Here is a 12,725-nt window from a genome sequence, read left to right as displayed (position 1 = left end):
AAACTAAAATTTACTCTTGAGAAGCCAGATATCTTTCAGCATCCAAAGCTGCCATACAGCCAGTTCCTGCGGCAGTAATAGCCTGACGGTATACATGGTCTGCAGCATCTCCTGCAACAAAAACTCCTTCAACATTTGTTTTTGAAGTTCCAGGAGTGTTTATAATATAACCTGTTTCGTCAAGCGTGATGTAATCTTTAAAGATATCCGTGTTTGGTTTATGTCCAATTGCTACGAAAAATCCAGTTGCAGGAATTTCGATAACTTCACCTGTAGTTTTGTTTAAAGCTTTAATAGCGTGAACAACATTGTTATCACCTAAAACCTCAATAGTATCGTGGTTCATTAAAATCTCGATATTTTCGGTTTTGCGAACACGTTCTTCCATAATTTTCGAAGCTCTAAATTTTTCGCTTCTAACCAGCATCGTTACTTTTTTACAAAGTTTAGATAAATAGTGTGCTTCTTCGCAAGCAGAATCTCCCGCCCCAACAATTACAACTTCTTGGTTACGGTAGAAAAATCCGTCGCAAACCGCGCAGGCAGAAACTCCCCCACCCATATTTAAATAATGCTGCTCTGATGGTAATCCTAAATATTTGGCCGAAGCACCTGTCGAAATAATAACAGTTTCGCAGTGTAATTCGATAGAATCGTTTATCCAAACTTTATGGATTCCTCCAGAAAAATCAACTTTTGTTGCCCAGCCATCACGAATATCAGCGCCAAAACGTTTTGCTTGGTCTTGCAGCTGTACCATCATTTCTGGTCCCGTAACACCATCAACATAACCTGGAAAATTTTCTACTTCATTAGTTGTTGTCAACTGGCCTCCAGGCTGCATTCCCTGATATAAAACCGGATTCATGTTTGCTCTGGCTGCATAAATTGCCGCAGTATATCCTGCAGGGCCAGAACCTATAATAAGGCATTTAATTTTTTCGATTGTATCTGACATAATATGATTGTGTTAATAATGAGCACAAAAGTAAGTTTTTATTATCGAAGTTAGAAGCCCCTGTAATCAGTTTTTGCTATTCTAAAATAGATAATAAGCAAGCTTTTATTTGCTCATTATCCTCTCATATAAAATAAATTTTAATGGTAACCGAATTGATATCAGCGAAAAAGACGGAGACATGACAATAATCAGGTCTGTTATTTAGGTTTTATCCTACATTAGTTTAATAAAACCTAATTAAAATCAAAATGAAAAAAGTAATAGCAATTTTTGCAGGCCTCGCGTTAGTCTCTTGCAAGAAAGAATCTAGTGAGTACGATTTCTCGAAAACTCCAGAAGCTCCTAAATCAGAATTATTAACGAAAGCCGCCTCTTTTTTTAAATCAGTTTCGACATTACCTGACGAAAACATATCACAGGAAAAAATTGATTTAGGAAAAAAATTATACTACGACAAAGCCTTGTCAAAAAACGGAACAATCAGCTGTAATTCTTGTCACAATCTTGCAACATACGGAGTTGACAATAAATCTTTATCGGTGGGAGATACAAAAGAATTAGGAGTACGCAACTCGCCAACAGTTATTCATGCTTCGCTGCATTCTATGCAGTTTTGGGACGGCCGTGCCAAAAATGTAGAAGAACAAGCCAAAGGACCGTTACTAAATCCTGTTGAACACGGAATTCCGAATGCTTCGTTTTTAGAGAAAAAACTAAGAGCAATTCCAGAATACCAAGCTATGTTTAAAAAGGTATTTCCAAATGACAAAGAACCTATTACTTTCGACAATCTTGCTGATGCAATTGGTGCTTTTGAACGTAAACTGAATCCGAAAAGTAAATTTGATGATTATTTGGACGGGAACGAATCCGCGCTGAATGATCAGGAAAAAAAGGGACTGAACTCTTTTATAGAAAACGGCTGTATCTCGTGTCACAGCGGCGTGGCACTTGGAGGTCAGATGTTTCAGAAATTTGGTGTGCACGGAGATTACGCCAAACTTACCCGCAGCAAAAAAATCGACAAAGGTCTTTTTGAACTTACTAAAAAAGAAGGAGATCTGTATATGTTTAAAGTTCCAGGGTTAAGAAACATAGAAAAAACAGCTCCTTATTTTCATGATGGTTCCATTTCATCGTTGGATGAAGCGGTAAAACTTATGGGGAAATTGCAGCTCAACAAAGATATTTCTGATGAAGATGCCAGTAACATGACCGCTTTCTTAAAAACATTAACAGCCGATGTTGACGCAAAATACAAATGATGTAAGCAGTTTTTACGCAGCTAAACTATTTTTAAAATCCGCTTAAACCTGCAGAATATGAGTAAAATAAAACTTTACGTCTCTATTCAAATTTTAGAAATGCTAAAAAAAGAAAAAAGCCGAACAGAAATGTTCGGCTTTTTGTCGGGGTGGCAGGATTCGAACCTGCGGCCTCCTGCTCCCAAAGCAGGCGCGATAACCGGGCTACGCTACACCCCGTAAGCGGGTGCAAATATACAACTATTTTTGGCTTATCCAAAAACAAATTAAAAAATAAAAAATATTTTGTGTTTTTAGAAATCACGGGCTTTACAAATATTTATCTCGAATTATAAAAAAATCCAATCCGAAGTAAAAAACACCTTATATTTATAAGTTTTTTATTCATAATAAAACATTCTTAATGATTTCAGTTTATACTATTAAACCTCAGTTTCAAAAACTGCTCTCTCCTATTCTGCTTTTTCTACATAAAAGAAATATTACGCCCAATCAAATTACTATTGGCTCTTGCTTTTTCTCTCTTTTAATCGGGATCTTTTTTTGGTATGCAGATTACAACAATTTATTTTTTCTAGTGCTTCCAATTGGTTTGTTGTTAAGAATGGCCTTTAATGCATTAGACGGAATGATGGCTAAGAAGTATAATCTGACCAGTAAAGCAGGCGAAATGTTAAACGAAATGGGCGATGTTGTATCTGACTTATTTGTATTTTTTCCGTTGTTAAAGTATGAGCCCGAAGCTTTATACCTTGTAGTCTTATTTATTGCATTGAGTATTGTAAATGAATTTTCCGGCGTTATGGGTAAGGCTATTTCTGGAGTAAGAAGATACGACGGCCCAATGGGGAAAAGTGACAGAGCCTTACTGCTTGGTGTTTACGGAATTTTAAAATTTTGCGGCGTTGCGTTCTCTGCTTATTCAATTTGGATTTTTTCTGTTATTATTCTGTTACTGCTTATCAGCACTTATGTTCGAATCAATAAAACACTGAAATCGTAAAGTTTAATGAGCCAAGACAACCTTAATACGAATAAATATGCCGACGTACCGCTTAGAGTGAGAAGCTGGGCTGTTATTATAGTAATTTTTACAGCGGCAACAATGCATCCGATAGTAATGTATTCTTTTATTTGCTTTTTATCTTTTTGGGGAATGAAAGAGTTTTTATCTCTCTGCAAGCTTTATCATAAAACAACCGCAGTGCTTATTTTTCTGTTTTTGATACCCGAATATTTCTTGTTGTTTACCAAAAACTATCACGCTTTTATAACTTATACCAGTTTGTTTGCTGTTATACTTACAGCACTGCTTTTTTTTATTCATAAAATTTCAATTAAAAAAGGCCTTATTCTTTTTACAGGAATTTTTCTCTGCGGTTTTTCAGTAGGACATTTAGGATTTATATATAATTTTAATTTTCCTTACGCTAATCTTATAGGCATTCAACTTTTGATCCTTTTAGTTATTCCGACCGAGCTAAATGATGTGTTTCAATATTTAACAGGAAAAGCCTATGGCAAAAGAAAAATCACACCTGTTATAAGTCCAAACAAAACTTTAGAAGGTTTTCTGGGAGGTATATTTTTAACGACCATTTTATGCAATCTTCTCGGTTTGGTATTATTACACGATCAAAGCTTTCTCTTGTATAGCTTGATAGGAATTCTAATCGGTGTGCTGGGATTTTTAGGAGACATTTATATGTCCTACGTTAAAAGAGATGCAGGAGTCAAAGACACTGGAAATCTTATTCCAGGACATGGCGGATTATTGGATAGAATTGACAGTCTGATGTTTATTACGCCGATTTATTTTGGACTGCTTACTTATTTATTTTTATAGATGGATCAAGTCAATCGTAAATATAAAAGAGCAATGGTTTTTTCGGGCGGCGGAACCCGCTTTGCTATGTATTGTGGCATGTTTACCGCTTTTGAAGAAAAAGGGCTTGCTCCCGATCTGCTTATTGGCGTTTGCGGCGGTTCGATTGCGGCGGCAATCATCAACTCCTTTCCAACAAATAGGGAACGAAAAAACTATTTACAATCTAAGGAATTGTTTGAATTTGTGCAAAACACAAAATTGACAAAAGAAAGAAAGCTTCATCGGATTGGCTGGTATTCTTTAAAAAAAACTTATTCTAAAAAGAGAGCCCCTTTTATGGAAAATGTTTTTGACAATTATCTTGTCGATTTGCCTCAAGATATTAGTTTACAGCTGCCGTCACTTTCATCTCAATTTGCCAAAAATATACCTTGTATCATTGTTGGTTCCAAAATAGTATTGGATCCCTCGAATACCGGAAAAGAGAGACAAAATAAAAAACTCTACAACAAAGTATTATTTACCGACCCAATTACGGCGCAAAAAATTGATCTCGATAAAATTAAAATTCGATCCGAAAATTATGAATTAAGTGCAGTTGATCCTTCTATTGAAATTCTTACAGATGTTTCGCCCCATCTGGCCATGCGGATTTCAGTTTCGGATATGTTTTATGTAAAACCAGTACTTTATCAAAATCAGTATTATGCAGGAGGCGCGATCGACTTAACTCCTATAGAATTGGCATTCGAAGTTGCGGATGAAGTTATTTTAGAAAAGAAAAACAATTATACCCAAATAGAAGAATCTCTTGTAAGAGCCGTTTTAGGCTTTAGCGGCAACCAGCGTTTGAAAGAAATTGAAAACAGCACAGCTGCTTATTGGATTGATACCACAGACGCGACTCAAGTTTTAAACGGACATTACTGCCAGAAAAAAATTGATTGGAAAAATTTTGAAATAAAAATAGAGCTGCCAGAATCTTATGAAAAATTTGTAAACGATATGCAGCAACAATGGCAGTACGGATATGATAAAGCAATAAAAGAACTTCAACAATGAAAATTTTTATAACTGGCGGCACAACGGGAATAGGTCTGGCTATTGCAGTACAATATCTAGAAACAGGACATGAAGTAGGCATCTGCGGACGTGATCTCAAAAAGGTTGTACTAGAAAAAGAATATCCTCTTTTAAAAATGTATCAGCTTGATGTTTATGACAAAAAAAGGCTTGACCAAGCAGTTTCTGATTTTGCACATCAAAGTTTAGACATTATGATTGTTTCTGCAGGAAATTATTCTGACAGCGCACTGCACCAATTAACTTATGAAGAAAGTACCGAAATGCTGCGATGCAATATTGCCGGCGCTGTAAACTCTTTAGAAGTCGCCAGAGATCATATGTCTGCTAACAAAAAAGGAAGCATTGCCGTTATTGCCTCTGTTTCTGGACTGCTTAATTATCCAAAAGCTACTATTTACAGCAAAACCAAAAGAGCACTGATTCAGATTAGCGATGCTTATCGCAGGGCCTTAGAAAATTTTGGAATACAGGTAACTGTCGTAGCGCCTGGTTATGTAAATTCACCGCGCCTGCGAGAACTCAACAATGATGATTTATCAAAAAAACCTTTTGTGGTAGATTGTAGTTATGCGGCTTCTATAATCATAAAAGGAATTGAAGAAAAGAAAAAAAGGGTTGTTTTTCCTTCTAAAATGAAATACTTGATCGGTTTCCTTTCTATTCTTCCAACTCCGTTATTGACTTTTATAATGTTGAAAAGAGTAAAACGTCAAAAAAATGGATAAAAAAGCTTCTCTATCCAAACGGCTTTTATGGCTTGTGCTGAGTTATTTGTTATTTATAATAATTTATAATTCCAGCGCGTGGTATGCTTTTTATTTCCAAAAATCAGATTCGTTTGTATTTCACTTTGAAAAAAATATTCCTTTTTTAGAATGGATGATTGTTCCATACATGACAAGCGGGCTGTTATTTACACTGGTGTTTTTCTTTTGTTCTACACAAAAAGATTTAATGCTTTTAACAAAAAGAATAAACTTTACCACGATAGTTTCGGGACTTTTTTTCTTTCTTTTTCCGCTTAAATATTCTTTTATAAAACCACAAGCTGCGTCGAATTTTTTAAATCTTTTTTTTCAATTTTTAACCACTTGGGACAGCAATTACAATCAAGCCCCTTCACTGCATATTGGGTATGCCGTTATTTTTTGGTCTGTTATTACTAAAGAATTTAAAAACCCAAAATTGCGATTAATGCTCCAAATCTGGATTTTACTGTTATGTATTTCCACGCTGACAGTTTATCAGCATCATTTTATAGATATCATTACGGCTTTGCTTCTTTCTTGTATTACCTTTTTTATTTTTCCAGACAATACAGAACGCAATTATAAAATTGGTTTAGTGTACTCCTTTTTTAGTTTGTTATTTTTAACAGCCGCTTTATTAATTTATCAGTACATTTCCCATTACGGCTTATTACTCTTATGGATTTCTATTGCCGTCTTTCTTGTGGGAACTGCTTATACAAATTCAAATTCAAAATTTCTAAAAAGAGAAGACGGCAGTATAAGCTTTTTCAAAAAAATCTTTTATTTTCCTTATCTCATTACCTATAAAATACTATGGCTTTTTTGTAGAAAAAACAGAAAAAATCCAATAACCGAAATACTGCCGCAAATTTTTATCGGCGCCAAATTAAACGCTAAACAGGCAGCGTCTTTTATTAACGAACAAACTTACATCATTGATTTATGTGCCGAAGCCGAAGAAATTGGATACATCAGACATCAATCAAACTATTTTTCTAAACCTCTTTTAGACATCGGATCTATCAAACAAGAGGAATTAGAAACACTATTAAATTTATTAACGAGACTGCACACCGAAATAAAACCCGGCGAAAAAATCTTCATTCATTGCTTAATGGGGTATTCACGCAGTGTTTTTATAACAGTATTTTTTCTAAAAAGAATTCTCAATATAGAATTGGAAGAAGCAATTCCTATTGTCACAAAAAAACATTTGCAGTCCATATTCCCAAAATATCTATTAAATTCAAACTAATTAAATCAAAATCATGAAATCACAGACTTTTACCTCTTTTGACAAAGCCGAAATATATTACAAAGAGTGGGATTTTAAACCTTCTCAAAAAACCTTAATTGTACTTCATAGAGGTCACGAACATTCTGATCGTATGACAGAATTTGCAACAAACGAGAGATTTTCTAATTATAATATTTTCAGTTTCGACTTAAGAGGCCACGGACATACCAAAGAGCCTGTCTCTCCTGTTTTTATGGATTATGTTAGAGATATGGACGCCTTTGTACATTTCTTAAACAGCCAATACGAAATCAAAACAGAAGATATTTTTATAGTAGCAAACAGTATTACCGGCGTTATCGTATCGGCATGGGTACATGATTTTGCTCCTCGAATTGCAGGAATGGCATTGCTTGCCCCAGCTTTTGACATTAAACTTTATGTTCCTTTTGCAAAAGAATTTATTGCTCTAGGAACCAAATTAAACAAAAACCTTTCTGTAAAAAGTTATGTAAAAGCAAAGGTTCTAACCCACGACAAGACCCAGCAGGATTTATACAATTCTGATCCATTAATCACAAAAGCTATTCATGGAGAAATGCTGGTTAATTATCTAAACGAAAGTAAAAGAATTGTAGACGATGCAGAAGCGATAAATGTTCCTACTATCGTATTTTCGGCAGAAAAAGATTATGTGGCCCGCAACAGTACTCAAAAAAAATTCTTCATCAAACTTGAATCTACGCATAAAGAATTTGTGGAACTAAAAGATTTTTATCACGGAATTTTATTCGAAAAAGACCGAACCATCGCTTACGATCATATCAAAAGATTTATCGAAGAAAGTTTTGCTTTAACTATACCTCAAGCCTCTTTGAGCAGTGATAAATTTACAAAAGATGAATACCATAATATTTCTTTGAAAATGATATCACTTCCTGAACGTTTAAATTTTGCGTTTCAGAAATGGTCTATGGGCAAAATCGGTTTTGTGAGCAACGGAATGAAAATCGGCCAGGTCTATGGTTTTGACTCTGGTTTGTCTTTGGATTATGTTTATAAAAATACTCCCGCTGGAAAATTCGGTTTTGGTAAATTAATGGACAAATCTTATTTAAATGCAATTGGATGGCGAGGCATCAGGATTCGTAAACAACATTTATTGCGTCAAATTGAAGCCCAAATCGAAAGGTTACAAAAAGAAAACAGACCCGTAAAAATTCTCGATATTGCAGGCGGAACAGGAAACTATCTTTTTGATATTAAAAATAAATATCCTGAAGTCGAAATTGTAGTCAACGATTTTAAAAAATCAAATATTGAAGCGGGTGAAAAAGAGATGGCCGAAAAAGGAATTGACAAAATGCGTTTTACCAATTACAATTGCTTTGATCCTGAAACCTACAAAAAGATTGATTTTACTCCTAATATTACCATAATCTCAGGAATATTCGAATTGTTTGAAGACAATAAACTTGTAAGTAATGCCATATCTGGCGTGGTTTCTATTTCTGAACCAGACAGCGCGGTAATTTATACAGGCCAGCCGTGGCATCCGCAGCTTAAAATGATTGCATATGTTCTAAACAGTCATCAAGAAAAAGACTGGGTTATGCGACGCAGATCTCAAAGAGAACTGGACAATGTATTCCAATTTAATAAGATTACAAAACAAAACATGCTGATTGACGACTTTGGAATTTTTACAGTTTCAACAGGAACCGTAAACAAATAGTTTTTTAGAAAGGAAAAACACACTTGCTTTTTTTTAAAGTAAAAAACTCTGAAGATTAATAATCTTCAGAGTTTTTCTTTTTTTAATTTCTTACCACTAGTACTATTCCATACTTATATATGCTGGATATGATTCGCGATTAGGCAAAGTAAATTCTTCATCATAAGGCTGCAGACCAGTTTCGCTGTACAATGAAACACGTTTTGTGCCCGTTGCCGTACTTCCTCCATTATTATTAATAACGTTTTGAATATTTCCAGAACCTGCAAAACGGGTAATACACATTTTCTCCAATTTCACATTTGGACTATTGGGCACCTCAAAACCATTTTTCTTATTTACATTTCCATCTGTACCTGTAAAAACAGCATACGATCCCATTCCTATTGTGTGATGTTCTTTTACAGTATTAGCAACTTTAAATGCCGCATAACCATCAACCCTGCCTCCCTGACTGCTCCAGCTTTTCTGATTAGGAGCATCGTACGGAGGTTCATTTTGAAAGAAAAAGGTCCTGCCGCGTTCTCCCAGCCACAACACTTCGTACTCTTGAAAATGCTCCACAAATAAAGCATAAAGAGTAACATCATTTCCTGCAACAATAAGTCCGTTTTTGCATCTATCCCTTTTCCAGCGGGCATCACCACCTGTCTGCGAACCATGATCGGCACGCCACAACCAAAAATGATCCCCCACAACATTGTTACTGTTTAACTGCATCGAAACCTGAATCTGAATATTTTTGGACTGAACACCGCCTATTCTGCAGGTGATATCCGTCAATAGAATAGGATCTGCGGCATGATTCGATTTTGCTCCTTCATTACCAATTCTAATCTGATAAGTGGTACTGTTAAATGAATCCATTAAAATGCCTGCGATAATAATTCCGTCCTTGTCATCCGCAAAAATGCATCCCCAAGTATTTTTTTCAGTTGGTTCTAATGTTACCGAAGCAATTCCAGCCCCTAAAAGAATTGCATCTTTTTTATTGACTTGAAGAGGTGCATTTAATGCATAATGCCCCGGTGTAAAAAATATATTTTTTCCTGCTTTTAGCGCTGCGTTAATCTCAATATCTGTATCTCCCTCTTTAGCAACAAACCAGCTCGCAGTTAAATCCTGAACTTTTCCTTTACCCATATCAGTTTTTGTCCACGAAGTTCCAACTCTGTCTTGCTGCCAATCTGGAACAAATACTTTGTACTCGCCATCTTTATCAATAAAAAGAAAAGGTTTTTCTCTAATAATAGGTGTTGCCGCAATTGGCGAATTAGCTTCATCTTCTTGGGGCGCATTTACACAACCCTGCCAGACCATATTATAAGAACCGCCCATAGTTCCTGAACCAGCTGGAAAAACTGTATTTCTAGTATACCACTGCTGTTGTCCGCCCCAGTTTGGTCTTGCAGATGTATAATGAGTATCGGCAATAAAACCGCCGCTTCCCCAAAAATTAGTAGTTCCAATATCCGAAATATATTTCGAACTACTGTCAATAAGCAGTCTTCTGGCACTCGTTGACTGAGAAACAGTCCATGAAAAATCACGCATTACTTCAACATTTTCTACCGAACGCCAAAACGTACACGTTGCATTTGCACCGCCCGAAAGATGAGGTCTTGTAAATATTGCTCCTATTTTTACATCAGAAGGTACTTTTCCCAGACCTCCAATATGAGAGTAGAATCCTAATTCTATTGCGTTAGCCGCTGCCGATGACGCAGAACCAGAACCTCCCGAATCGTAAGTCTGTCCGTTTACGTTTGGCTTAAAATAATACGCCTGCCGTTTTGTGGTCCATTCACCGTTTGCGCCGCCCAAACCAATCGCATTAAAATGTGAATTTATTTCGTTTCTCGCCGTTTCTGCTTTTTCATATTTTCTATCATAGAAATACATATTCCCGCCAAAAATCTGATTTTCTAGCGAAATTACGATTGTAATATCGTTGCGGGTAACTTTATAATAGTTCTCGTATTTGGCCGCATTTGGTTTATTATCTGTAAAAGTCAATTTAGAAGTTGAACCCAGAGACACAAAATCTGATGCCAGCCGACTGCCTCCTCTTGTAATTACATAGCTCCCAGAAGAACCAAAAGCCGGCCACGATAAGGTTAGACTGTGTTTTTTCTTATTGTAAACAATTTTTCCTTCCACCTTATTCTCCTCATTTTTTTCATCCGTTAAATTTGGTGCTATAAAACTGCATAGTATCAGCATAACCATAAAAACAGTAAATACTGGGATTAACTTTTTAATCATAATCTTTTGGGTTTAATAGTAATTTTAAAGAGCCCAAAATAATCATAATCCTTAACCTAAAGGTTGCCTTTTCGTTCCAAATTTCTTATCAAAAACTATACAAAATGCAACATTTGTCCTTTAATAACATTAATATGCCTTCTTGAAAGAGCGCATCACTTATAAAAAGATTTTTTTTGCCGATTGTAAAAAAAATAGAAATGAAAAAGCTACTACTATTTATAATATTCCTTATTGCAGCAGCTGCCACTGCACAAGAAACACTCAAAGACTCCTGTAATAACAACATAAAATATGAGTTATATAAAACAAATGCACATGCCTCCTATTATCATGATAAATTTAATGGAAGAAAAACGGCAAGCGGCCGAATATTCAATAACAATGATTTAACAGCGGCCCACAGAAAATTCCCATTTGGAACAATGCTGAAAATTACAAACGAAATAAACAATAATTTTGTCATTGTAAAGATTACAGATAGAGGACCATTTGTTAAAGGAAGAGAAATTGACCTAAGCAAAAGAGCCTTTATGCAAATTGCTTCCAATAAAAAAAGCGGACTGGTTTATGTAAAAATTGAAATATTAAAATAAGATCTACTAAAACCTGTTTAAAGTTAAAATCAGATTCGTTTCTCTTTTACAACAGAAACACTAGTCAAATTCATCAAATTTAGTTTACAATTCTATTAACTGCTAAAAATTATTTTTGTGCCGAACACCCATGAAACCCCGATTAACCAAACCTTTCTTAAATGTTAACAAAATAGATTTTCAAAAACCATAAATAATTGTATTTTTACGGTTCAAAATTCAGAAAATAAATGGGCAAAATCATTGCTATTGCTAATCAAAAAGGAGGCGTTGGAAAGACTACTACATCTGTAAATCTTGCTGCCTCATTAGGTGTTTTAGAAAAAAAAGTATTGTTAATCGATGCTGATCCTCAAGCCAATGCTACATCTGGTCTTGGAATTGACGTAGAAACAGTTGAAACTGGGACTTATCAAATTCTTGAGCATACTGTAACACCAAAAGAAGCCGTTTTAAAATGTACAGCTCCAAATGTTGACGTGATTCCTGCTCACATTGACCTTGTTGCTATCGAAATTGAATTGGTTGACAAAGAAAACCGTGAGTATATGCTTAAAAAAGCATTAGAAGAAGCGAAAAAAGAATATGATTATATCATTATCGACTGCGCGCCTTCATTAGGTTTACTAACTTTGAATGCATTAACAGCTGCAGATTCTGTAGTTATCCCGATTCAGTGTGAGTATTTTGCTCTTGAAGGATTAGGAAAACTTTTAAACACAATTAAGAGTATCCAAAAAATACACAATCCCGATCTTGATATCGAAGGATTATTGTTAACCATGTACGATTCTAGGTTACGTTTGTCAAATCAGGTTGTAGAAGAAGTTCAAAAACACTTTAATGACATGGTTTTTGACACTGTAATTCAACGAAATGTAAAATTGAGCGAAGCCCCGAGTTTTGGTGAAAGTATCATTAATTATGATGCAACCAGCAAAGGAGCCGTTAACTATATCAATCTGGCTCAAGAAATTATAAAGAAAAACAGTAAATAGTT

Annotated in this window: 11 protein-coding genes and 1 tRNA gene; 9 read left to right on the top strand and 3 right to left on the bottom strand. The window is 35.2% G+C overall.

All coding sequences use genetic code 11. From position 1 onward, the window contains the following. Positions 1-10: 10 nt before the first annotated feature. Positions 11-958 carry a thioredoxin-disulfide reductase gene (trxB, locus tag C4F50_RS23305; protein ID WP_194141035.1) on the bottom strand — a complete coding sequence of 316 codons (948 nt, stop codon included), beginning with the start codon at positions 956-958 and terminating at the stop codon, positions 11-13. Between the two features lie 251 nt (positions 959-1,209). Here trxB and C4F50_RS23300 point away from each other — a divergent pair, with 251 nt between their 5' ends. Beyond that, positions 1,210-2,226 (top strand): cytochrome-c peroxidase, encoded by a 1,017-nt coding sequence (locus C4F50_RS23300; RefSeq protein WP_194141034.1) that lies wholly within the window; start codon positions 1,210-1,212, stop codon positions 2,224-2,226. Between the two features lie 144 nt (positions 2,227-2,370). Here C4F50_RS23300 and C4F50_RS23295 read toward each other — a convergent pair. Further along, a tRNA-Pro gene (locus tag C4F50_RS23295) sits at positions 2,371-2,445 on the bottom strand. 184 nt (positions 2,446-2,629) lie between these two features. On the opposite strand from C4F50_RS23295, the gene C4F50_RS23290 reads away from it, so the two are divergent. From C4F50_RS23290 to C4F50_RS23265, 6 genes are read left to right on the top strand one after another with little or no spacing between them, the layout of a single operon-like run. Next, complete coding sequence (locus tag C4F50_RS23290; protein ID WP_194141033.1) at positions 2,630-3,229, top strand: CDP-alcohol phosphatidyltransferase family protein; 600 nt, start codon at positions 2,630-2,632, stop codon at positions 3,227-3,229. A gap of 6 nt (positions 3,230-3,235) precedes the next feature. Next, on the top strand, positions 3,236-4,072 hold the full coding sequence (locus tag C4F50_RS23285) for a phosphatidate cytidylyltransferase (protein ID WP_194141032.1): 837 nt from the start codon (positions 3,236-3,238) through the stop codon (positions 4,070-4,072). Next, positions 4,073-5,116, top strand: coding sequence for a patatin-like phospholipase family protein (locus C4F50_RS23280; RefSeq protein ID WP_194141031.1), 1,044 nt, complete (start codon positions 4,073-4,075; stop codon positions 5,114-5,116). Beyond that, positions 5,113-5,865 carry an SDR family NAD(P)-dependent oxidoreductase gene (locus tag C4F50_RS23275; protein ID WP_194141030.1) on the top strand — a complete coding sequence of 251 codons (753 nt, stop codon included), beginning with the start codon at positions 5,113-5,115 and terminating at the stop codon, positions 5,863-5,865. Before C4F50_RS23280 ends, C4F50_RS23275 begins: the two co-directional genes overlap by 4 nt. Then, complete coding sequence (locus C4F50_RS23270) at positions 5,858-7,147, top strand: dual specificity protein phosphatase family protein (protein WP_194141029.1); 1,290 nt, start codon at positions 5,858-5,860, stop codon at positions 7,145-7,147. The genes C4F50_RS23275 and C4F50_RS23270 overlap by 8 nt, the downstream gene beginning before the upstream one ends. A 13-nt stretch (positions 7,148-7,160) precedes the next feature. Next, entirely contained in the window at positions 7,161-8,864 is a 1,704-nt protein-coding gene (locus tag C4F50_RS23265) for an alpha/beta fold hydrolase (protein WP_194141028.1), read from the top strand. A 102-nt stretch (positions 8,865-8,966) separates the two neighbouring features. Here C4F50_RS23265 and C4F50_RS23260 read toward each other — a convergent pair whose 3' ends face one another. After that, positions 8,967-11,129, bottom strand: coding sequence for a hypothetical protein (locus C4F50_RS23260; RefSeq protein ID WP_194141027.1), 2,163 nt, complete (start codon positions 11,127-11,129; stop codon positions 8,967-8,969). A gap of 200 nt (positions 11,130-11,329) precedes the next feature. Between C4F50_RS23260 and C4F50_RS23255 the strand changes: the two genes are divergently transcribed. Then, on the top strand, positions 11,330-11,725 hold the full coding sequence (locus C4F50_RS23255) for a septal ring lytic transglycosylase RlpA family protein (RefSeq protein ID WP_194141026.1): 396 nt from the start codon (positions 11,330-11,332) through the stop codon (positions 11,723-11,725). A gap of 230 nt (positions 11,726-11,955) precedes the next feature. Further along, positions 11,956-12,723 (top strand): ParA family protein, encoded by a 768-nt coding sequence (locus tag C4F50_RS23250; RefSeq protein WP_194141025.1) that lies wholly within the window; start codon positions 11,956-11,958, stop codon positions 12,721-12,723. Positions 12,724-12,725: the final 2 nt, after the last annotated feature.

Origin of the sequence: Flavobacterium hungaricum (assembly GCF_015182285.1) — a bacterium.
Taxonomy (GTDB): Bacteria; Bacteroidota; Bacteroidia; order Flavobacteriales; family Flavobacteriaceae; genus Flavobacterium; species Flavobacterium hungaricum.
Note: the sequence above shows the minus strand (reverse complement) of the source record. Positions and strands in the feature narration are given on the sequence as shown.

Coding starts and splice junctions, on each gene's coding strand:
- C4F50_RS23290 (WP_194141033.1), top strand. CDS start 2,630: ATGATTTCAGTTTATACTATTAAACCTCAGTTTCAAAAACTGCTCTCT.
- C4F50_RS23250 (WP_194141025.1), top strand. CDS start 11,956: ATGGGCAAAATCATTGCTATTGCTAATCAAAAAGGAGGCGTTGGAAAG.
- C4F50_RS23285 (WP_194141032.1), top strand. CDS start 3,236: ATGAGCCAAGACAACCTTAATACGAATAAATATGCCGACGTACCGCTT.
- trxB (WP_194141035.1), bottom strand. CDS start 958: ATGTCAGATACAATCGAAAAAATTAAATGCCTTATTATAGGTTCTGGC.
- C4F50_RS23265 (WP_194141028.1), top strand. CDS start 7,161: ATGAAATCACAGACTTTTACCTCTTTTGACAAAGCCGAAATATATTAC.
- C4F50_RS23280 (WP_194141031.1), top strand. CDS start 4,073: ATGGATCAAGTCAATCGTAAATATAAAAGAGCAATGGTTTTTTCGGGC.
- C4F50_RS23275 (WP_194141030.1), top strand. CDS start 5,113: ATGAAAATTTTTATAACTGGCGGCACAACGGGAATAGGTCTGGCTATT.
- C4F50_RS23255 (WP_194141026.1), top strand. CDS start 11,330: ATGAAAAAGCTACTACTATTTATAATATTCCTTATTGCAGCAGCTGCC.
- C4F50_RS23300 (WP_194141034.1), top strand. CDS start 1,210: ATGAAAAAAGTAATAGCAATTTTTGCAGGCCTCGCGTTAGTCTCTTGC.
- C4F50_RS23270 (WP_194141029.1), top strand. CDS start 5,858: ATGGATAAAAAAGCTTCTCTATCCAAACGGCTTTTATGGCTTGTGCTG.
- C4F50_RS23260 (WP_194141027.1), bottom strand. CDS start 11,129: ATGATTAAAAAGTTAATCCCAGTATTTACTGTTTTTATGGTTATGCTG.